Source organism: Aeromonas sp. 30P (assembly GCF_051919805.1).
In the GTDB taxonomy this organism is placed as follows: Bacteria; Pseudomonadota; Gammaproteobacteria; order Enterobacterales; family Aeromonadaceae; genus Aeromonas; species Aeromonas veronii.
The window spans coordinates 2,534,234-2,555,505 of sequence record NZ_JBQBEA010000001.1; the positions used below are offsets into that span (position 1 = coordinate 2,534,234).

At 54.3% G+C, this 21,272-nt stretch carries 15 protein-coding genes and 3 pseudogenes; 10 read left to right on the forward strand and 8 right to left on the reverse strand.

Annotated elements, in window-relative coordinates; all coding sequences use genetic code 11:
• Window positions 1-9: 9 nt before the first annotated feature.
• From ACTG2B_RS11705 to ACTG2B_RS11725, 5 genes and pseudogenes are all read left to right on the forward strand, one after another.
• On the forward strand, window positions 10-1,083 hold the full coding sequence (locus ACTG2B_RS11705; RefSeq protein WP_439995883.1) for an LPS O-antigen chain length determinant protein WzzB: 1,074 nt from the start codon (window positions 10-12) through the stop codon (window positions 1,081-1,083).
• A gap of 803 nt (window positions 1,084-1,886) precedes the next feature.
• Window positions 1,887-3,121, forward strand: a pseudogene (locus ACTG2B_RS11710) (replication endonuclease); the annotation flags it as partial.
• Window positions 3,122-3,638: 517 nt separating this feature from the next.
• Window positions 3,639-4,094: a hypothetical protein gene (locus tag ACTG2B_RS11715; RefSeq protein WP_439995884.1), complete on the forward strand. Its 456-nt coding sequence runs from the start codon at window positions 3,639-3,641 to the stop codon at window positions 4,092-4,094.
• 1 nt (window position 4,095) lies between these two features.
• Window positions 4,096-4,809, forward strand: coding sequence for a hypothetical protein (locus ACTG2B_RS11720; protein WP_439995886.1), 714 nt, complete (start codon window positions 4,096-4,098; stop codon window positions 4,807-4,809).
• Window positions 4,810-5,148: 339 nt separating this feature from the next.
• Window positions 5,149-5,769 (forward strand): hypothetical protein, encoded by a 621-nt coding sequence (locus tag ACTG2B_RS11725; protein WP_439995887.1) that lies wholly within the window; start codon window positions 5,149-5,151, stop codon window positions 5,767-5,769.
• A gap of 170 nt (window positions 5,770-5,939) precedes the next feature.
• Here the strand turns inward: ACTG2B_RS11725 and ACTG2B_RS11730 are convergent.
• The 3 genes and pseudogenes from ACTG2B_RS11730 to ACTG2B_RS11740 form a co-directional block, all read right to left on the reverse strand.
• Window positions 5,940-6,190: pseudogene (locus tag ACTG2B_RS11730) on the reverse strand (ogr/Delta-like zinc finger family protein).
• A gap of 58 nt (window positions 6,191-6,248) precedes the next feature.
• Window positions 6,249-6,775, reverse strand: a pseudogene (locus ACTG2B_RS11735) (phage portal protein); the annotation flags it as partial.
• Between the two features lie 18 nt (window positions 6,776-6,793).
• Window positions 6,794-7,600: a crotonase/enoyl-CoA hydratase family protein gene (locus tag ACTG2B_RS11740; protein WP_439995889.1), complete on the reverse strand. Its 807-nt coding sequence runs from the start codon at window positions 7,598-7,600 to the stop codon at window positions 6,794-6,796.
• A gap of 168 nt (window positions 7,601-7,768) precedes the next feature.
• On the opposite strand from ACTG2B_RS11740, the gene ACTG2B_RS11745 reads away from it, so the two are divergent.
• From ACTG2B_RS11745 to ACTG2B_RS11765, 5 genes are all read left to right on the forward strand, one after another.
• Window positions 7,769-9,556: a putative nucleotidyltransferase substrate binding domain-containing protein gene (locus ACTG2B_RS11745; RefSeq protein WP_101530786.1), complete on the forward strand. Its 1,788-nt coding sequence runs from the start codon at window positions 7,769-7,771 to the stop codon at window positions 9,554-9,556.
• Between the two features lie 2 nt (window positions 9,557-9,558).
• Window positions 9,559-10,185 (forward strand): 3'-5' exonuclease, encoded by a 627-nt coding sequence (locus ACTG2B_RS11750; RefSeq protein WP_101530787.1) that lies wholly within the window; start codon window positions 9,559-9,561, stop codon window positions 10,183-10,185.
• 105 nt (window positions 10,186-10,290) lie between these two features.
• Window positions 10,291-10,602, forward strand: coding sequence for a DUF485 domain-containing protein (locus ACTG2B_RS11755; protein ID WP_005336970.1), 312 nt, complete (start codon window positions 10,291-10,293; stop codon window positions 10,600-10,602).
• 11 nt (window positions 10,603-10,613) lie between these two features.
• Window positions 10,614-12,266 (forward strand): cation acetate symporter, encoded by a 1,653-nt coding sequence (locus ACTG2B_RS11760; RefSeq protein WP_026035062.1) that lies wholly within the window; start codon window positions 10,614-10,616, stop codon window positions 12,264-12,266.
• A 165-nt stretch (window positions 12,267-12,431) separates the two neighbouring features.
• Window positions 12,432-14,024, forward strand: coding sequence for an ABC-F family ATPase (locus tag ACTG2B_RS11765; RefSeq protein WP_439995891.1), 1,593 nt, complete (start codon window positions 12,432-12,434; stop codon window positions 14,022-14,024).
• A 201-nt stretch (window positions 14,025-14,225) separates the two neighbouring features.
• On the opposite strand, the gene ppiD is transcribed toward ACTG2B_RS11765, so the two are convergent.
• The 5 genes from ppiD to clpP form a co-directional block, all read right to left on the reverse strand.
• Window positions 14,226-16,139, reverse strand: a complete 1,914-nt coding sequence (gene ppiD, locus ACTG2B_RS11770; RefSeq protein WP_439995892.1) for a peptidylprolyl isomerase — start codon at window positions 16,137-16,139, stop codon at window positions 14,226-14,228.
• Window positions 16,140-16,289: 150 nt separating this feature from the next.
• Window positions 16,290-16,562 (reverse strand): nucleoid-associated protein HU-beta, encoded by a 273-nt coding sequence (gene hupB, locus ACTG2B_RS11775; protein WP_005315375.1) that lies wholly within the window; start codon window positions 16,560-16,562, stop codon window positions 16,290-16,292.
• Between the two features lie 240 nt (window positions 16,563-16,802).
• Window positions 16,803-19,157, reverse strand: a complete 2,355-nt coding sequence (lon, locus tag ACTG2B_RS11780; protein ID WP_005336976.1) for an endopeptidase La — start codon at window positions 19,155-19,157, stop codon at window positions 16,803-16,805.
• Between the two features lie 141 nt (window positions 19,158-19,298).
• Window positions 19,299-20,573, reverse strand: coding sequence for an ATP-dependent protease ATP-binding subunit ClpX (clpX, locus tag ACTG2B_RS11785; RefSeq protein ID WP_005336977.1), 1,275 nt, complete (start codon window positions 20,571-20,573; stop codon window positions 19,299-19,301).
• A 70-nt stretch (window positions 20,574-20,643) separates the two neighbouring features.
• A complete protein-coding gene (gene clpP / locus ACTG2B_RS11790; protein WP_005336979.1) occupies window positions 20,644-21,267 on the reverse strand; it encodes an ATP-dependent Clp endopeptidase proteolytic subunit ClpP in 624 nt (207 codons plus the stop codon).
• Between the last annotated feature and the right edge of the window lie 5 nt (window positions 21,268-21,272).

Below are 21,272 nucleotides of genomic sequence, written 5' to 3' on the forward strand. Positions count from 1 at the left end.
GGTAGTCAGATGGATCTAAAGAAAACTCCAACACCATTTTTTGATTCTTCCAATGATGAAATTGATCTTTTTGAATTAATGTCAACTTTATGGGAAAAGCGAATCACTATCTTAGGGTTTATAATTATATCAATGTTATGTGGTATATTCTACGCTATAACTGCCACAGAAAAATGGACTGCTAGCGCTATAATTACACAGCCCCAAAAAGATGATTTATCTGTTGTAATGAATACAATTGACAAATTGTCAATGCATGGAGTTAATAATCTTCCAAGCCCTATAGAAATTTACGATAACTTCATTTCAGAGTTCAACAAGTATGATAACAAAATTAATTTCCTGACCAAAAATCCATTAGGGAGTGAGTTATTAAACAATGCACACAAAAACCACACTAACAACAAGTGGGTTAATAGCATTGAGGCTAGACCTCTTGATAATAATGCCGTAACTTCAGGTATAACTATATCCGTCTCCTCAAAAAATTCAGATGATGCATTGAACTTACTCAACGAATACACTTCATATATTATCTCTATTGAGAAAAATAGAATTATCAAAAATATTGAATATGAAAAAACCTCCTTTTTATCAAAAGGGGATACTCAATATCAAATAATGCTAAAAGATGCAATTTTAAATAAAGCGTCGGAATTAAATGATCTTAACTATGCATTCAAAATTGCAAAGGCAGCTGAGATTGTTCGTCCCCTTACAAATTTCGAATCCTCTGGACGATTCTCAATAAGGTTAGGAACTCAGGGACTAGCAGAGAAAATATCTACCATTAACCAAATGAAAATTTCTGAATATCAGCCTGAATTGACTAAACTTAAAGAACGTATGGCAAAGATAAGAGAAATTAAAATAACCCAGTTTGAATTTAAGCCATTTAGCTATTTGCAGAGCCCTCTCCCACCAACCACAAGAGATGAGCCCAAGCTAGCTCAAATAACAATTCTATCAACAGTAATTGGTGGGTTGTTAGGTGTTTCCATTGCATTATTTCAACACCTATTAAAACAACGCAGATACAAAGTGCACCACAGACAACGGTTTATTGATAAAGCCGCTCAATGAGCGGTTTTTTTTACTGCACTTACATATTTTTTATCAACGCAATATTTAGTGCCTAGCAGGATTTACTACAGTTTATCCTACTCCTGTACTAAATCTCTGCACGAAAATAGATCCCGGCCTTCTTAAGAAGGCCGGGATTAGCTTCTAATGTAGTAAGTGTTGTATATCCTTTTCAAAGCTATTCCAGATCTCTGGAACAAGGGTCAGCATGTTCAATAGGAAAGTCATTAGCTACCCTGACGATATAGCGATAATCAACTTCGTTGTCCACAAAAGGTCCTGAAATCACTTCACACAGATCGATATCAGAGCATGTGTCTTTCATTGATATCCCCACACACTAATTTAATAGATGCTGTATAGCAAAGAGAAGGACTCAATGGAGCTCATGCCGAATGATGCACAATTCTCTCAAGCAGTGCGACATTAACCACCCGTAACTTGAAGCTCTGTCAAAGAGACTACATAAAATGAAAGGCGTGGACATTATATGGTCACTGAAAATCATTTAACTTTAAAAAACAACTAGTTAGTTAATAGTAAATGGCAGCCTCTGCTGCCATTTTTATTTCTTTAATTTCAATAGGTTGCATTCAGGCCAAGGAGTTAAGTGCCACGTAAGGGGACACTTTGGGACGTGAAAAGACACCAAAATTGGCAAAATGTGGACACTTTTTTCTGCCCATTCCCGGGGGAAATCACGCTGGTTGAAGATGGTTTTCCAACGGGTTAAAGCGGACAGCGTCATTGAGATAATCCGGTGCAAAGTGCGCGTATGTCATCGTCTGATTAAATATCAAATGGCCGCCCTCAAACGGTGGAACGCCCCCGTTTATGGATTTCGCGTGTGCGAGGCTCACCACGACGGCACCCCGCACTGGCATCTGCTGCTATTTATGCGCCCGGAAGATCGCAACCGGGTGATCGGCATCCTGCAACGCTATGCCCTGACCGATGACCACGACGAGCTGGTACGGGATATCAAGGGTGCCCCACCCTTTACCGACTTTACTCCCCGCTTTGACTGGAAAGAGATAGACCCGGCCAAGGGGGATGCCGCGGGCTATATCGCCAAATACATTGCCAAGAACATCGACGGCGCCTACCTGGACGACGACGAAGAGGCTGGCACCGCCGCAGATGAAGGGGCCCTGCATGCCGTGGCCTGGGCCAGTTGGTGGGGCATTCGCACCTTCCAGCAGATCGGAGGCGCCCCGGTCGGTGTATGGCGCGAGCTGCGCCGCATCAGCAACGCCAAGAAGAATGCCGAACTGGTTGGCCCGCCCAAGCCAGTGCTGCAAGACCCGCGCTTTGAGGCTGCCCGCTTTGCCGCAGATAACGGCATTTTCCGCTGCTATCTGCACGCCATGGGCGGTGCACTGGCGACCCGTGCCGAACACCCCATCAAGCTGGCCCACCTTATTGAGGAGCAGGCCAACTGCTATGGCGAAGACATCAAGCGCCTGATGGGCATTACCTCCGCTCGCCTTGGCATCAAGACCCGCCTGCAAGGGTGGGAGATTGTGCCCGCCGGCACCCATGAAGCCAGGAAAGCCGCCGAGGTGCAGCGAGGGGGGTTAGGGTTAAGACGGGCGACAGCCCGGCACCCTGGAGCTGTACGCTACCGGATCCTGATACCTTCACAGAGCAGATCATGAGGGAACAATGGGGGGTATCGCCCTTCTCCATCGCGCGATTGCGGGCTGGGGCCAGTGTCAGGGCGGATGGTTTCACCCTCTGGCTGGAGAACGGCCAGCTGCAGTCGTGCAGATCACTTCCAAGCGAGCCAGATTGGCAGCCAGAAGGACTGTGGCCCGCCGAACAGGACCAGCCGGATGAATACGCGGTGCCGGAAGGCGATCCGGACTGGCCGATGCTGGTTGAGCTGTGCGGTCAAGTCTACCAAGCGCAAGGCCATGGAAGTGCACACCGCTGGATCGAGATGCTGCCACAGCCCTATTAGTCAGAGATGTGGCGTGTGTTAGAGGGGCTTGACACCCCAGAGTGGATGCAGGAACAGGACGATTACAGTGAGTAGTTAGCCTGAATATCAAGCGGAATATCAACCGCGAAGAGTACCGCGGCTTGGATAATCGGGTAACCTGCATGTTCCAGTACCGCTGGCTGGCCAACGAGATCAGCCTGTGGCAGGGGTTGCACAAGGGCAAACAGCAGGCCCTTCCCTTTACTTTCTCTCTCGCTCCGCCGCCCTACACTTGGCCAGCTACACCATCTGATAGGTGGCCTCGATCACAGTCCGAACTTGTTCATGAAAACGAGGCTTGGTGGTGCTTTCCATTGCAGCTCCTTGAGTGTATTGTTGCACCGCGAAAAAACAGGATCCAAAGGAGGAGCCCCCATGAATACGTTCAGCACCAGAGGCAGGCTGATAAGGTCATGCTTTTTCGTGACGGTTATCAGCACGGTTCGGAGTTATATGAAAGGCACGATTAACGGATTAGTACCGCCATCTATCTAATTACTGTAAGATTTCTTGTGGTAAGTCTCTATTAACCTATAGTAATATCAAGAAAATTTTTCATAGGAAAATCACTTTGAGTTCTGGTGTCAACGCGGTTAGTGCTGCTGATGGAACCATGAATGACTCAGTTGTTAGTACTATTAACTTGTTTTTCAGTGATAGTGCTATTTGGCTGGTTCCTTTGCTATTGGTTCTTATTCAATTTTGCTTCAAATTATTCATCGCTGAAAAAGCATCGATTCATCAGGTGTGGAGAAATTTTCTCCAATCTCCAGTAGATGTGGGATTTCTCGCTTTATCATTCTCAGCATCTTTAATGATCACAAACCCCACAAATAGCGGAGCCATCTTTGGTTCAGCATTAACATTTATTTTGTTGTTGGTAATATCTGTAGTGATTTGGAAGTGCTCACCTATCCATACAACTAGAGGTTCTATAGCAGCATCATCAGCCCTAGTTATTATCAACTTTATTATTACTGGCATGATGCTTGTTTACAGTATCTCAATGATGGTAGGAGCGTCATAGTATGGAATTTATAGACTTAATCACATATGCCACTCCAATCATGAGTGTGGTTTTAATTATTACCATTTATTTTAATTTCAAGATGGATAGTCTTTCAAAAAAATATGAGGACTATAAAAATGATAAATTTCGCCAATCAATTGAAAAACAGATTTCGGAATTAACCCGTGAATTAACTGTAAACGAAAAACGTTTCTCAAGTATCAATCATCTTCTGTCTGATGCTCAAGCTTCAAGTCTAGGGGACATGAATAAATACTCTATAAATAACAAAACAGTAAACACTGATGTATTTTTGAAAAACCTAGGACTCTCACATATACCTAGTGTGAATGAAGAAAAAGTGTTCGTTTTGACTCCTTTTAATGAAGAGTACTTATCGCAATATGAAGCAATTAAAGATGTTGTTATCGACTTTGGTTTCAGCTGTACACGAGGTGATGATGAAAAATTGTCCTCTAATATTTTAAGTCATATTGTGGAACAAATAGCTAGCTCAAGAATTGTAATAGCGAACATTAGTGGCCGCAATCCCAATGTTTTTTATGAATTAGGAATTGCGCATGCACTTGGCAAACCAGTAGTTATTGTTTCAGAGTCATTAGTAAATATTCCATTTGACATAAGCAACTCTCGAATTCTTGCATTTGAAAATATCGAAAATCTAAAGAAAGAATTAAGGGTATGGTTCGTTAAAACGATAGCAAAAACCTAACAAACTCCTAAAAAGGGACTGTCAACGCGTGACGTTTCCAGTCCCATTGAGCTTCGGTGGTTGCAGTTATTGTCTTTTAGTCTGGTTGTTATGCGTTGTCAGCTCCTTAGACGGGCGTTATAACAAAGCGTAAGGGGTTTTAGTGGTGAAATTATTATCTGGCTTTGTTTTTTTTCGCTATTTGCTGCAATGGCTGCTCTTTCATACTTCATTTATGGCTTTGACGATAGTTCCAAACTCAATGAGTTAGCGAAAATACTCTTACCAAGCATCGCAACACTGTTTACAGCGCTAGTAGCCATAGCAATATTTAGGTGTCAACAGGTAGCAGAACGGACGTTGAATGAAGCCGCCAAAAAAGAAGAGAAGGAAAGGTTGGCCGCTACTATATACAAAGAAATCAAGTCAGCTCAAATTGCGATTGAGAAAATAAAACAAGAGACTTTAGAGAAAGAACAGCAATTCGGCGCTAACTTCATACCAGCGATTGGGGAATTTTCCCCGCCAATACTACCCTACGAATCATGGACAAAAAACAAGCACTTGTTTTTGCGAGAGCTTGGGTCAGAGTACTATGACGTTATAGACAATTCCTTTAACGCTGCAATTCAAGCAGAGGATTGCCGGAAATGGGCAATTGACCTTTTCAGGGTGCAAGCTACTCAAAAAGGTATAGCTAAAGTAGATGCTGTAATTCAAATCTCTAAAGATTTGGTAATTGAGCAATATAAAGTAGAGAAAGGTGCCTCTGCATATCCAGCTCTGATTGAAGAGGGTTTAGTACCTATCAAGCGTAAGTGTGAGGCAAGTCTTGAGAATCTCATAAGTGATCCCAACTTCTTGTTCAAGCCCAAAGAGTTAGGAGATCGGGGTAAGCAGGCCTTAGAAAAGTTCAAACCTATAATTAATACTCCTGCGGGTGAGCGGCTGAAGCAGCTTTGCGGTGAATTCTCGTTATAACAAGAACATAAACGGGGCGTTTACACGTGGCGCGATTTTTAAATAAATGGTGATTTACCAGTTTCAATCGGTTTGGATTGTTAAACGCCCATTATGCTAACGTTAGGTCTCTACGAAATCACACTGGCAATGTATGACAGTATCGAGTGAATTAGAAAAAACTGGGGGCGCTATTGCGCCCCCAGTCCTTTCAGTACCAGCTGCCGTCCCTCCGGAGTCAGCGAGCCCATCAAACTTAGCACCAGCTGGTTGGTGGTCTTGGCCGAGGGGCTTAGGGTGTGGGCGAACGACAGGGTGGCCACCCAGCTGTGGCCACACTCGGCATCGGTGCACTGACAGTAGAGATCGAGACATCATCGCTCAGCCGGTTGGTTTTGGTAATGCGGCCCCGCTGGCCACACACTTTGCAATAAACCCGCATTACGCCCCCTTTTCTATCCAAATCAACAGCCTATCTTGCCACAGCGATCACTGTTTGTTTATACAGTTGAACCGATATTCTCCCGAAAATCGACCCGCAGGGAGACGGGAGTCCCGCGCTGTTGATGGCATCCTGGATAAGCTCACACAGCGGCAACACTTCGTTGCGGGCATAGGTCGCATCGTACTTCTCGGGATCCCCAAGCCCTGCCCCGCCATTGGCCGGAATAATGCCGGCCAGCGCCGCCGGGAAGCGGTGGCTGGTCAATACGTCCTGAGCGGTGATCCCCTTGATGGCCGCGAACTCGTCCTTGGTAGCGATATCCCCCACCGGTATCAGCTTGATGCCATCTGGCTTGCCGTCCGGGATGTTCACGAACATGGAGCGGAAGTTCCCCACCCCCTTGCTGCTTGCGATCATCTCCTTCATCTCCTCTTCGGTGTCATCGTCCATGTTCGGGTCGGTGGCGTAGAAGATGAAGCCCATGTTGGCGCCGTTGAGGAAGTACTTGCGCCGAAACAGGGTGGCGTCCTGGTTGAGCAAGGCCGACTGCAGGCCGCCCAAGTAGTCGGGCATACCATAGATCGCTCGTGCAGCTCGCAGTCAGAGCGGATTGCGGCGCGGCCCAAATGGCAACCGCCAGCGAAACAGGCTGTTAAGGGTGGCTCGCCACTGATTGGGTCGTCCCAGGATCTGCTTTTGCAGCCGAGTCTCCTCTTTGAGCATCGCCTCGTCACTGCGGGCCCAGGCCTGGCTGTAGAGCTGCTTGATCCCCGCCAATGCATCGGGCGATTTGGTGATCAGGGTGCGGGCAAACTCTCGCGCCTCCACCAGCGGATCGGCGCAGACCCGGCTCACCATCCCTAGAGCTTTGGCCTCGATGGCATCCAGCTCGCGCCCGCTCATGGCCAGCTCCATGGCGGTATCCAGCCCCATCAAGTTGCGCATGGTGACACTGCCGCTCATGTCGGGGATGATGCCCCACTTGATCTCCATCACCGAGAAGCGGCAATCGGGGGTACTGAAGCGAAAATCGGCGCCGAGCGCAATCTGCAAGCCACCGCCAAAACAGACTCCCTGGGTCACCGCAATCACCGGCACCGGCAGTTGGTGCCAACCATAGGCAACCCGTTGGGCCAGATTGGTCGCCTCGTCCGCTTCGCGCTTGAGAATATCGAGCGCCGCCACCGGCTGTCTCAGCATGGATTTCACATCCAGCCCGGCGCAGAAGGCTCGCCCCTCGCCATGCAGGATCACCGCCCGCAGCCCCTTGTGCTGAGCGAGTTGCGTCAATGTCTCATCGATGGCGCTGAACATGGCGCGGTCCAGCGCATTGAGTTTATCCCCCCGCGTCAGCATCACTTCGGCAATCCCGTCGCGGATCTCGCACTTGATCCTTGGTTTTTCCATCTCCCTTGTCCTCTCCTTGATCCCTGAAACTGACTCACTGGTCATACCACTACGTTATCAGAGTGTGAACAGGCGGTACAGCTGAGACTAAAGTCGGCTGGTCGCCTCCCCCTCCCTTTGTCACACTGGGAGCTGCATGAGTGCCGCAAGCCAGCAGAGGACGCTGTCATGTCAACCCTGTTCAATTTTGCCAGACCACCGTTCGACAGACTGGATGAGGAGGCGCGCGAACAGCTCTCCCGTCACCTCTCGCTCTGCTATTTTCGGGCCGGGGATCTGCTGCTCAAGGAGGGGGACGAGCCTCCCGGCCTCTATCTCATCATCAAGGGGGCGGTGGAAGAGTCAGCCCCTCACCACCAGTTTGGTGATTACGGGGTCGATGACCTGTTCGATGTGCGCGCCCAGTTTGATGGCCACTGCCGCCACCGCTTCACCGCGCTGGAAGATAGCCTCTGCCAGCTCATCCCTCGCCACACCTTTCTGGCGCTCTGTGAGCAGGATCCGCAGTTTGCCAGCTACTTCACCGCCAATCTGGCCGAGCGTCAGCGCCAGCAGGAACAGCGCGAACAGCTGGGTCAGAAGAATCTGGCGGAGTTTATCCTGACCCGCATCGAACCCGGCCACCTGCAGGCACCGCTTATCGTCGACAGCAAGCTGTCACTACTGGCGGCCACCGAAGCCATGGTGAGCAAGGGAACCGATTGTCTGCTCTACCCGGCCCACGACGGCTCCCTCACGCTGGCAACCCGCAAGACTTTGCTCCACGCCCTGACCCTCAAGGGATTGCCGCTGACGGCCCCCCTCTCGGTGCTGACCCCCACGCCCCTGATTGGTCTGCCGCTGGAGAGCTATCTGTTTGATGCCCTGCTGCTGATGACCCGCCATCGCATCAAGCGACTGGTGGTATGGCGTGGCAACGAGGTGGCGGGCATCTTGCAACTGACTCAGGTGCTGGGGCTCTTCTCGACCCACTCCCACGTGCTGACCCTGCGCATCGCCCGTGCCGACAGCCTGCCGGCACTGGAGGCGGTGGCCCGCGAGCAGCAACAATTGACCCGCTCACTGTTTGCCCAAGGGATCCACACCGCCTTTTTGATGAAGCTGATCGCCACCATCAACGAACAGCTGATCGCCAAAGCCTTTGCGCTGGTGATCCCCCCCAGGGTGCAGGATAACGTCTGCCTGTTGATGCTGGGTTCGGAGGGGCGCGGCGAGCAGATCCTCAAAACCGACCAGGACAACGCCCTGATCCTGCCAGAAGGGCTGGCATGGCCCACCCAGGCAGCCGATCTGGCCGAATTCAGCGCCCTGCTGGAGCGACTCGGCTACCCGCTGTGCCCCGGGCAGGTGATGGTGAACAATCCGGCCTGGGTGAAAACGGGCAGCGAGTGGCAAAGCGCCATTGCCTGCGCCTGCACCACGGCAAAAGAGGATGAGCTGCTCTGGCTCGCCACCCTGGCCGATGCTCACCCCATAGCAGGGGATCGACAGCTCCATCTGCCGGTTGCCAGAGCGCTGCGCGAGCAGTTGGCGGACAGACGGGATCTGCTGGCGGAGATGGTGCGACCGGCAGTGGCCTTTCATGCCCCGCTCACCCTGTTTGGCCGACTGGAGCAGCCACCGGAAGGGCTGGATCTGAAGCGGGGCGGGCTGTTTCCGCTGGTACACGGTATCCGCATGCTGGCCCTTGAGGAGGGCATACTGGAAACCTCGACCCTGGGGCGCATCGACGCGCTGGTGGCCGCCGATCGGCTCAGTGCCGACTATGGCAGCAATCTGGCGGAGGCGTTCCGGCTCTTTATCCGGCTGAGGCTACGCAGCCAGCTCAAGGGGAGCGGTAGTCGGGTGCAGACAAGCGAGCTTAGCCACAGCGAGCGGGATCTGTTGCGCCAGGCGCTGCATCAGGTGAAAAAGTTCCAGCAGTGGCTCACCTTGCACTTTCGTCTGAGACAATAGCCATGTTGAGCCGCGTTCGACGCTACTGGTATGGCCGCACGTTCCGAACGGGCGAGTTCGCGCCGCTCTTTGCCACCCCACCGAAAGATGAACGGATCGCCCTCGATTTCGAGACCACCAGTCTCGATCCCGAGCAGGCCGAGATCGTCTCCATCGGGGCGGTGCGCATTCAGGGCAACCGGCTGCTGACCGGTGAGGCCCTCGCCATCAAAGTACAGCCACCGGCCAGCCTGACCAGCCAATCTGTGGTGATCCACGGTCTGCGCCATCAGGATCTGCAACAGGGGATGGAGCTGGAAGCCGCGCTGCGCCTGCTACTCGACTATATCGGCCCGCGCGAACTGGTGGGCTATCACATCGCCTACGACCTGCGCATTCTCAATCTTGCCTGCCAGAAATTGTGGGGATTGACCCTGCCCCAGCGAGGGATCGAGGTAAGCCAGCTCTATCACGACCACCTCTATCGCCGCTACCCCGATGCTGCGATTGACCTCCACTTGAGTGCCATCTGCCGTCACTTGGCGCTGCCCGCCCTGCCCGCCCACGATGCCCTTGCCGATGCCACCACGGCCGCGCTTATCTACCTGCGCCTGACCTGCGGCTCGCCACTGGCTTATCCCAAAGTCTAATTGTCGAGAAGTAACATTTAATTCACATTTTGCTTACATGAGCAGATTGCCTGCTCGTCGGGGTTACCCCATCCACCGCTGACACTCATGTCATGGAGAACTGCAATGGAACAGCAAAGCTATCTGAGGATCCAGCAAGATCCCAACTTCCAGGAGCTGGTCGCCAAGCGCCAGCGTTTTGCCTGGGCCCTCTCGGCTCTGATGCTGGGACTCTACCTGGCGTTTATTCTGCTCATCGCCTTTGCCCCCGGTTGGCTCGGCACCCCGCTCAGCGACAGCACCACCGTCACCCGTGGCATTCCGGTCGGGGTGGGACTGATCCTCTCCTCCTTCGTATTGACCGGCATCTATGTGTTTCGGGCCAATGGCGAGTTTGACGAGCTGAATCAGAAAATCCTCAAGGGAGTGCAGTCATGAGCGCAAAAAGCATGAAAGGCAAGTGGCTGCTGTTGGCCTCACTAGCCTCCTCCCCCCTGCTGGCAGCGGATGCGCTGACCGGCGAGGTACAACGCCAACCCCTCAATGTGTCGGCCATCGTGATGTTCGTGGTCTTTGTAGCCGCCACCCTGTTCATCACCTACTGGGCCTCCAAGCGCAACCGCTCGGCTTCCGACTACTATGCGGCCGGTGGCCGTATCACCGGCTTCCAGAACGGTCTGGCCATCGCCGGTGACTATATGTCCGCCGCCTCCTTCCTCGGGATCTCCGCGCTGGTCTACACCTCCGGCTATGACGGCCTCATCTACTCCATCGGCTTTCTGGTGGGCTGGCCCATCATTCTGTTCCTGATCGCCGAGCGGCTGCGCAACCTTGGCAAATATACCTTTGCCGATGTCGCCTCCTATCGTCTCAAACAGACTGAAGTGCGCACCCTCTCCGCCTGCGGTTCGCTGGTGGTGGTCGCCCTCTACCTGATCGCCCAGATGGTCGGTGCCGGCAAACTGATCGAGCTGCTGTTTGGCCTGCAATACCATGTGGCCGTGGTGCTGGTCGGTATCCTGATGGTGCTCTACGTGCTGTTTGGCGGCATGCTGGCCACTACCTGGGTGCAGATCATCAAGGCAGTGATGCTGCTCTCCGGTGCCAGCTTCATGGCCATCATGGTCATGAAATCGGTCAACTTCGATATCGGTGCCCTGTTTAGCGAAGCGGTCAAGGTGCACGAGAAAGGGATCGCCATCATGAGCCCGGGTGGCCTGGTTGCTGACCCCATCTCCGCCATCTCGCTCGGTCTGGCATTGATGTTCGGCACCGCCGGTCTGCCCCATATCCTGATGCGTTTCTTCACCGTGAGCGATGCCAAAGAGGCGCGTAAATCGGTGTTCTACGCCACCGGCTTTATCGGCTACTTCTACATTCTCACCTTTATCATCGGCTTTGGCGCCATCCTGCTGGTCAGCACCAACCCGGCCTTCAAGGATGCCACCGGCGCCCTGCTGGGCGGCACCAACATGGCGGCAGTCCATCTGGCCAATGCGGTCGGTGGCAGCCTGTTCCTAGGCTTCATCTCCGCCGTGGCATTTGCCACCATTCTGGCGGTCGTTGCCGGATTGACCCTGGCCGGAGCCTCTGCGGTCTCCCATGACCTCTATGCCAGCGTGTTGAAGAAGGGCAAGGCCAACGAGACCGATGAACTGCGCGTCTCCAAGATGACGACTCTGGTACTGGGTGTGGTTGCCATTGGTCTGGGGATCCTGTTCGAGAAGCAGAACATCGCCTTCATGGTCGGTCTGGCCTTCTCCATTGCCGCCAGCTGCAACTTCCCGGTGCTGTTCCTCTCCATGTTCTGGTCACGCCTGACCACCCGTGGCGCCGTCTACGGTGGCTGGCTGGGGCTGGTGAGCGCAGTGACCCTGATGATCCTGGGCCCGACCGTGTGGGTGAAAGTGCTGGGCCATGCCCAGGCCATCTTCCCCTACGAATACCCTGCCCTCTTCTCCATGGGGTTGGCCTTCGTCGGGATCTGGTTCTTCTCCATCACTGACAGCTCCCAGAACGCCGCCGACGAACATGCCAAGTTCCTGCCGCAGTTCGTTCGCTCCCAGACCGGGCTGGGTGCCTCTGGCGCCACTTCCCACTAACGGGCAGCCATCACGCAAAAGCCGGCTTCATGCCGGCTTTTTTTATTGCCCATCAATCGGCTGCACGCCCCGCTTGCCCCGATCAAGATCACAGTTCTTGCTAAAACTTTCGGGGGATCTGTGCCATAATGCGCGCCATTTGACAGACCAATCGGGACACATACCTTGTTAAGTAGCAACAACATCACCATGCAGTTCGGCGCCAAGCCGCTGTTTGAGAACATCAACGTCAAGTTTGGCGGCGGCAACCGCTATGGCCTTATCGGCGCCAACGGCTGTGGCAAGTCCACCTTTATGAAGATCCTCGGTGGTGATCTGGAGCCCACTGGCGGTAATGTGAGCCTGGACGTCAACGAGCGCATCGGTAAGCTGCGTCAGGATCAGTTCGCCTACGAAGATATGCGCGTACTGGATGTGGTCATGATGGGACACACCGAGCTGTGGGCAGCCATCGCCGAGCGCGATGCCATCTACGCCAACCTCGAAGCCACCGACGAAGACTATATGAAGGCCGCCGAGCTGGAAGGTCTGGTCGCCGAATATGACGGCTACACCGCTGAAGCACGTGCAGGCGAACTGCTGCTGGGTGCCGGTATTCCCATCGAGCAGCACAACGGCCCGATGAGCGAAGTGGCCCCTGGCTGGAAACTGCGGGTGCTGCTGGCACAGGCGCTGTTCTCCAACCCCGACATCCTGCTGCTGGACGAACCGACCAACAACCTGGATATCAACACCATTCGCTGGCTGGAGCAGGTGCTGAACGAACGTGAAAGCACCATGATCATCATCTCTCACGACCGTCACTTCCTTAACTCCGTCTGTACCCACATGGCGGATCTGGACTACGGCGAGCTGCGCGTCTACCCAGGCAACTACGATGACTACATGCTGGCTGCCACTCAGGCGCGCGAGCGTCTGCTGGCCGACAACGCCAAGAAGAAGGCCCAGATCGCCGATCTGCAATCCTTCGTCTCCCGTTTCAGTGCCAACGCCTCCAAATCCAGCCAAGCGACCTCCCGCCTCAAGCAGATCGACAAGATCAAGATTGAGGAAGTGAAGGTCTCCAGCCGTCAGAACCCCTTCATCCGCTTCGAGCAGGAGAAGAAGCTCTACCGCAACATTCTGGAGATCGAAGGCCTGTCCAAAGGTTATGGCGAGGCGCCCCTGTTCAAGGGCCTCAACATGATGCTGGAAGTGGGTGAGAAGGTCGCTATTCTGGGTACCAACGGTATCGGTAAATCGACCCTGATCAAGACGCTGGTCGGGGATCTGGCACCGGATACCGGCACCATCAAGTGGTCCGAGAACGCCCAGATCGGTTACTACGCCCAGGATCACGCCGAAGATTTCGACACCGACCTCAACGTGTTCGACTGGATGGCCCAGTGGAAACAGGATAACGAAGACGAGCAGGCTGTGCGCTCCGTACTGGGTCGTCTGCTCTTCTCACAGGACGACATCAAGAAGCCGGTCAAGGTGCTCTCCGGTGGTGAACAGGGCCGCATGCTGTTCGGCAAGCTGATGATGCAGCGCCCCAACATCCTGATCATGGATGAACCGACCAACCACCTGGACATGGAATCTATCGAATCCTTGAACCTGGCCCTCGAGATGTATAAGGGCACCCTGATCTTCGTCTCTCACGACCGCGAATTCGTCTCCTCTCTGGCGACCCGCATTCTGGAGCTGAGCGAAGATGGTATCCGCGACTTCGGCGGCACCTACGAGGATTACCTGCGCACTCAGGGCGTGGTATAACCCCGCTCCTGCGCAAGTTCGCAATGAAAAACCGGCACACACGTGCCGGTTTTTTTATATTCCGTATTTAGACGACTGAGATGGCGTATAGCAGTGGGTGACTACACGCCAGAGAGCAGAGCTTGAGTATCCCCCCTTTTGCCCACAGATAAAAAAACGGCTCCATCAAGGAGCCGTTTTCAATGGATTGCGCAGTGCCGATTACTCGACGGTCGCTTCCACACTGGTGAAGTACTCGATCTTGGCTGCTTTGCGCAACTCGTCGATCAGAGACTTGTAATCCACCTGGGCTTTGCCCTGACCCAGCTGAGCTTGCAGCATGGCGGCCATACCGGATGCAGCGGCAGGGACGTTGACCTTGTCCAGCGCAACCACAACGCGGTCACCATTGGTCTCGGCAACCAGAGCCACACTCGGCTTGCCGTCGATCGGATGGGGCAGCGTGAACGCCTGGGCAATCAGGTTCTGATCCAGCTCGCGATCGAAGCGGGCAACCCCTTTGTGGGTCTCCACTTTCAGACCGAGTGCAGTCAGATCGGCGGTGATGCTCTCACCGACTTTCAGCTTGTCCAGCAGGCCCTGGGCCTTGCCACGGGCCACTTCGCTAGCCTTGTCATGCTTGATGGCGGCAATCACCTGCTCTTTCACCTCGGCCAGCGGCTTGACCGCTTTGGGCTTGTGACCAGTGATGTGCAGCACCAGCGCCTTGCCGTCAGCCAGCTCGATCACGTCGGAGTTGGTATTGTCATCGCGCAGCTGTTCGGAGAACGCAACAGAGAGCACCTTGGGATCGTTCAGCGGAGCCGGAGCAGTCGCTTGGGTGAAGAAATCGGAAGATTGAACCTTCATCCCCATGGCGTCAGCGGTCAGATCCAGCGAGTCCGGGTTTTCGAAGCTGTTGTCAGCCATCTTCTGCTGCTCGGCGAAGAACTTCTCCTTGGCCTTGTCAGCTTGCAGACGAGTGATGGTCTCTTCTTTCACATCGGCAAACGGCTTGGTCTGGGCTGCTTCAACCCCCAGCAGCTTGATGATGTGGAAACCAAACGGGCTCTTCACCACGGTGGAAAGATCACCCGCCTTGTTCAGGGCAAAAGCGGCTTTCTCGAAGGCCGGATCCATCACCCCTTTCTCGAACCAGTCCAGCTCGCCGCCTTTCTTGGCAGAGAAGGTATCGGAAGAGTCAGCCTTGGCCAGCGCAGCGAAATCATCACCTGCCTTGGCTTTGGCCAGCACGGCTTCTGCTTTCTGCTCGGCCGCTTTCTCGTCCTTGCCAAACGGGATCAGGATATGAGCCACATGGCGACGCTCGGCACGCTGGAACAGATCCTGGTGCTGATCGTAGTAATCCTGGGCATCCTGCTCGGTGACCTTGATATCCTTAGCGAGGTTGGCGGCGTCCAGCAGCAGATAGTCGACCTTGACCTGCTCGTCGTTCATGAAACGGGCGCCATTGGTCTTGTAGTACTGCTCAAGCTCGTTGTCGGATACCTGAACGTCAGCCATGTAGTTGGCGGCAGCCAGACGCACCAGACGCAGATCGCGAGTCTGGTTGTAGAGCTTGTCGAGCTGCTCCGCTTCACCCTTGAGGGAGAATTCGGTGCCCAGCAGGGCGTTCATCAACTGTTGACGCACCATGTCCTGACGCAGGGAGTCACGGAACATTTCGGGAGTCATGCCGGCACGACGGATCAGTTGCAGGTAACGGTCATTGTTGAACTTGCCGTTCTCGGCAAACTCCGGCATCGCTACGATGGCTTGCTTGATCTGCTCATCGCTGACGCGCAGACCCAGCTCGCGAGCCTTGCTGTCCAGCAGCGCCTGATCGATCAGCCGATCCAGCACGCCACGGCGGAACTGTTTCATGTAATCGGGGTTCGCGGCCAGCTGGCTGAATGCCTCTCCCATCTGGGATTCCATGCGGGCGCGCTCGTTACGGTAGGCATTTTCCAGTGCCGCAGCACTGATCTCGGTGCCATTGACGGTGGCGGGGGCGGTACGGGCCGGGCCGTTCAGGTAACTACCTACACCAGCCAAGGCAAAGGAGAGGATGATCAGGCCCAAGATAACCTTGGCTACCTTGCCCTGCGCCCCTTCGCGTAGTTTATCCAACATCATGTTTGTACTTATGCTCCCGAACTCGATGGGCGTAAACAATAAAAAGGCGCACCGATTGCGATGCGCCTTGGTCAATCAGTATGAGAGAAGACTCTCTAACTTGTCTGGTCTGCGACCAAGGACGGTAGCCGACGGATATCAGCGACCGACTTAGTTAACAGCGTCTTTCAGGGCCTTACCGGCTTTGAAGGCAGGAACTTTACCAGCAGCGATTTCGATGGTCGCGCCAGTCTGCGGGTTACGGCCTGAACGGGCAGCACGCTCGCGTACAGCGAAAGTACCGAAACCAACCAGAGCAACCTGGTCACCCTCTTTCAGCGCTTCACCAACAGCATCAATGAAGGCATCCAACGCACGGCCAGCGGCAGCTTTGGAGATATCGGCACCGTCTGCAATCTTGTCAATCAGTTGAGATTTATTCACTCTTATATTCCCCTTTTATCAAACACCGCTGCGGCGCTGATTTCCCTGGCCACAACAAGTGGAGGTTTTATAGCAAGCCTCCTGATCAGTTGCAAGTGACAATCTGGCGCAAACCCGCGCCACACAACGCATTGCGACTCATCACGAGTACCCGATCGGTGGTCAAGGCTACTTCCGTTATCGGGCGCATGCAAGCCTTAACCACCCGCCGAATGCGCCAAATTTGCGGCGCATCAACATTTACACGACAGAAACGCGCTCAAACCCCTGTGGATTGTCCTGCAACGCCAATTCCAGCACCTCGTCAATCCAGCGAACCGGATAAATTTCAAGGTCTTGTTTGACGTTTGCCGGGATCTCCTCAAGGTCACGCTCGTTCTCTTTCGGAATAAGCACTCGCTTGATGCCGCCACGGTGGGCTGCCAGCAACTTCTCCTTGAGACCACCGATGGGCAGCACTTCGCCGCGCAAGGTGATCTCCCCTGTCATCGCCACATCAGCACGAACCGGATTACCGGTCAAGCTGGAGACCAGGGCGGTACACATGGCGATACCGGCGCTCGGACCATCTTTCGGGGTTGCCCCTTCCGGTACGTGCACGTGGATATCGCGCTTCTCGTAGAAGTCGGCGTTGATACGCAGTTTCTCGGCACGGGCCCGTACGACTGTCATGGCCGCCTGGATGGACTCCTGCATCACATCACCGAGAGAACCGGTATAAGTGAGCTTGCCCTTGCCCGGCATGTTGGTGGTCTCGATGGTGAGCAGATCGCCCCCCACTTCGGTCCACGCCAGACCACACACCTGACCCACCTGGTTCTGGTCGGTGGCCTTGCCGTAATCGAAACGCTGCACCCCGAGGAACTCCTTGAGGTTCTCCTGATTGACCTGAACATGCTTGATGCTCTTGTCCAGCAGGATGCGCTTGACCGCCTTGCGACAAATCTTGGAGATCTCGCGCTCCAGACTCCGCACCCCCGCCTCGCGGGTGTAGTAACGGATCACTCCGACCAGCGCAGAATCTTCGATGGTGATCTCAGACTCTTTCAGGCCGTTGCGCTGGATCTGCTTGGCAACCAGATGCTGCTTGGCAATGTTGAGCTTCTCATCTTCGGTGTAACCGGAGAGACGGATCACTTCCATCCGGTCCAGCAAGGGGCCCGGGATGTTCATGGAGTTGGAGGTAGCCACGAACATCACGTCCGACAGGTCATAATCCACTTCCAGATAGTGATCGTTGAAGCTGTTGTTCTGTTCCGGATCCAGCACTTCTAGCAAGGCGGATGCGGGATCGCCACGCATGTCCGAGCTCATCTTGTCGATCTCGTCGAGCAGGAACAGCGGGTTCTTCACGCCGACTTTCGCCATCTTCTGGATGAGTTTGCCGGGCATGGAACCGATATAGGTACGGCGGTGACCGCGGATCTCCGCTTCGTCACGCACCCCACCCAGAGCCATCCGCACATATTTGCGGCCTGTCGCCTTGGCGATGGATTGGCCCAGCGAGGTCTTGCCCACACCGGGAGGCCCAACCAGACAGAGGATGGGGCCCTTGAGCTTGTTCACCCGTGCCTGTACCGCCAGATATTCGAGGATGCGATCCTTGACCTTCTCGAGGCCATAGTGATCGGCATCCAGCACCTCTTGCGCCTTGCCAAGGTCCTTTTTGACCTTGGAGCGCGCCTTCCAGGGCACCTGTACCATCCAGTCCACATAGCTGCGCACCACGGTAGCCTCGGCGGACATAGGAGACATCATCTTCAGCTTGGCAAGCTCGGCCTGGGCCTTTTCACGGGCATCTTCCGGCATGCCAGCCTCTTCAATCTTGCGATTGAGGGCTTCAAACTCATCCGGGCTATCTTCCAGCTCACCCAGCTCTTTCTGGATGGCCTTCATCTGCTCGTTGAGGTAATACTCGCGCTGGCTCTTTTCCATCTGCTTCTTGACGCGAGTACGGATGCGCTTCTCGACCTGCAGCAGGTCAATTTCCGACTCCATCATCGCCATCAGGAACTCGATGCGCTCGGATACCGAGACGATCTCCAGCACCTTCTGCTTGTCTTCCAGCTTGAGCGGCATGTGGGCCGCCATGGTGTCAGCCAGACGCGCAGCATCGTCGATCGCCGAGATCGAGGTCAGTACCTCGGGCGGGATCTTCTTGTTGAGCTTGATATAGCCTTCAAACTGGCCAATGGCGGAGCGAACCAGCACTTCCTGATCCTTCTCCTCAATGGCTTGGGAGGGAATGTACTGGGCCTCGCAGACAAAGAAATCCTTGTCGTCGATCATCCGCTCCAGGCGGGCACGCTGCCCACCCTCTACCAGCACCTTGACGGTGCCGTCCGGCAGCTTGAGCATCTGCAGAATATTGGCCACTGTCCCGACGGTGAAGATCTCCTCCACCGTTGGCTCATCGGTTGACGCATCCTTCTGGGCCACCAGCAGAACTTTCTTGTCCTGCTCCATGGCCGCTTCCAGACAGCGAATGGATTTTTCCCGCCCCACAAAGAGTGGAATGACCATGTGGGGATAAACCACCACGTCACGAAGAGGCAGGACGGGAATCTCGATGCGTTCTGAACGCTCTAGGTTCATATATGTCCTCTCGGCTTGTTATACCGTTGGCAAAGCGCTTGGCTGAGTATATGGGGGCGCTGAGATGAGATTCAATCGCCGAAACCGTAAAAAGCATGAAAGGGGCAAAAAGCCCCTTCCATTTGATTAAAAATCAGACATTTACTCTGATGCAGCTGCCTGGGTCTCGGGATTTTCGTAAATCATCAAGGGCGCGGAGTCCCCTTTGATCACGGTCTCGTCGATCACCACCTTGCTGACCCCTTCCAGAGAAGGCAGGTCATACATGGTATCCAGCAACACGGCTTCCACGATGGAACGCAGACCACGAGCACCGGTTTTACGCTCCATCGCCTTGCGGGCAATGGCGTTGAGTGCGTCGTCACGGAACTCCAGCTCAACACCTTCCAGATCGAACAACGCCGCGTACTGTTTGGTCAGCGCGTTTTTCGGCTCTTTCAGGATCTGGATAAGGGCAGACTCATCCAGCTCGGTCAGGGTCGCGACCACCGGCAGACGGCCGATGAACTCGGGGATCAGACCATACTTGATCAGATCTTCCGGCTCTACCTTGGCGAAGGTCTCGCTCAGAGTGGCCTTGGCATCCTTGGATTTCACCTCGGCGCCAAAACCGATACCGGTTCCCTTCACGGAACGCTGCTCGATCACCTTGTCCAGACCGGCAAAGGCACCGCCACAGATGAAGAGGATCTTGGAGGTATCAACCTGCAAGAACTCCTGCTGCGGGTGCTTGCGACCACCTTGCGGCGGTACGGAAGCGATGGTCCCTTCGATCAGCTTGAGCAGTGCCTGCTGTACCCCTTCCCCGGAGACATCGCGGGTGATGGAGGGGTTGTCCGACTTGCGGGAGATCTTGTCGATCTCGTCGATGTAGACGATGCCACGCTGAGCCTTTTCTACGTCGTAGTCGCACTTTTGCAGCAGCTTCTGGATGATGTTCTCCACGTCCTCGCCCACATAACCGGCTTCGGTCAGGGTGGTCGCATCGGCCATGGTGAACGGCACATCCAGCAGACGAGCCAGAGTCTCGGCCAGCAGGGTCTTGCCGCTACCGGTCGGGCCAATCAGCAGGATGTTGGATTTGCCGAGCTCAACACCACTGTTTTCGCCGCTGTTGCGCAGACGCTTGTAGTGGTTATAGACGGCAACGGCCAACACCTTCTTGGCGTACTCCTGCCCGATCACATAGTCATCGAGATGAGCGCGGATCTGATGAGGGGTCGGCAGCTCGTTACCATCGCGCTTGGGAGAGATTTCGCGGATCTCTTCGCGGATGATGTCGTTGCACAGCTCGACGCACTCATCACATATGTAGACGGAAGGGCCAGCGATCAGCTTGCGCACTTCATGCTGGCTTTTGCCGCAAAAAGAGCAGTAGAGCAGCTTATCACCCTCACCCTTGCGTTTCTCTGTCATTCAGCAACCTCGTTTTATCAATAGAGGATGGATCGGCCTGTTGAGTTTACAACAGACCGGGACACCCTGCTCAGCTACGCTGGCTCAGGACACCGTCAACCAGACCATAGGCCACGGCCTGCTCGGCGGACATGAAGTTGTCACGATCGGTGTCACGCTCGATGGTAGCCATGTCCTGACCGGTGTGGAATGCCAGGCGCTCGTTCAGGGTATTTTTGATCTTCAGGATCTCCTGGGCGTGGATCTGGATATCAGATGCCTGACCCTGGAAGCCACCCAGCGGCTGGTGGATCATCACGCGGGCGTTAGGCAGGCAGAAACGCTTGCCCTTGGCGCCGCCAGCAAGCAGGAAGGCACCCATGGAGCAGGCCTGCCCCATGCAGACGGTGCTGACATCCGGCTTGATGAACTGCATGGTGTCGTAGATGGACATGCCTGCAGTCACCGAACCACCCGGCGAGTTGATGTAGATATAGATGTCCTTGTCCGGATTCTCGGATTCGAGGAACAGCAGCTGAGCCACCACCAGATTGGCCATGTGATCTTCAACCTGACCAGTCAGGAAGATCACCCGCTCTTTCAGCAGACGGGAGTAAATATCGTAGGAACGTTCACCCTTGGCAGTCTGTTCGACCACGATGGGGACCAGCGCATTGCTGGGGGAATCGGTCATATCGTTATAGTTCTTGTACATAAGGC

What these genes read in the sequence shown, in the direction of transcription:
- ACTG2B_RS11705 (WP_439995883.1), top strand. Translation starts at nt 10, where the DNA reads ATGGATCTAAAGAAAACTCCAACACCATTTTTTGATTCTTCCAATGAT.
- ACTG2B_RS11720 (WP_439995886.1), top strand. Translation starts at nt 4,096, where the DNA reads ATGGAATTTATAGACTTAATCACATATGCCACTCCAATCATGAGTGTG.
- ACTG2B_RS11740 (WP_439995889.1), bottom strand. Translation starts at nt 7,600, where the DNA reads ATGGAAAAACCAAGGATCAAGTGCGAGATCCGCGACGGGATTGCCGAA.
- ACTG2B_RS11745 (WP_101530786.1), top strand. Translation starts at nt 7,769, where the DNA reads ATGTCAACCCTGTTCAATTTTGCCAGACCACCGTTCGACAGACTGGAT.
- ACTG2B_RS11750 (WP_101530787.1), top strand. Translation starts at nt 9,559, where the DNA reads ATGTTGAGCCGCGTTCGACGCTACTGGTATGGCCGCACGTTCCGAACG.
- ACTG2B_RS11755 (WP_005336970.1), top strand. Translation starts at nt 10,291, where the DNA reads ATGGAACAGCAAAGCTATCTGAGGATCCAGCAAGATCCCAACTTCCAG.
- ACTG2B_RS11760 (WP_026035062.1), top strand. Translation starts at nt 10,614, where the DNA reads ATGAAAGGCAAGTGGCTGCTGTTGGCCTCACTAGCCTCCTCCCCCCTG.
- ppiD (WP_439995892.1), bottom strand. Translation starts at nt 16,139, where the DNA reads ATGATGTTGGATAAACTACGCGAAGGGGCGCAGGGCAAGGTAGCCAAG.
- lon (WP_005336976.1), bottom strand. Translation starts at nt 19,157, where the DNA reads ATGAACCTAGAGCGTTCAGAACGCATCGAGATTCCCGTCCTGCCTCTT.
- clpX (WP_005336977.1), bottom strand. Translation starts at nt 20,573, where the DNA reads ATGACAGAGAAACGCAAGGGTGAGGGTGATAAGCTGCTCTACTGCTCT.
- clpP (WP_005336979.1), bottom strand. Translation starts at nt 21,267, where the DNA reads ATGTACAAGAACTATAACGATATGACCGATTCCCCCAGCAATGCGCTG.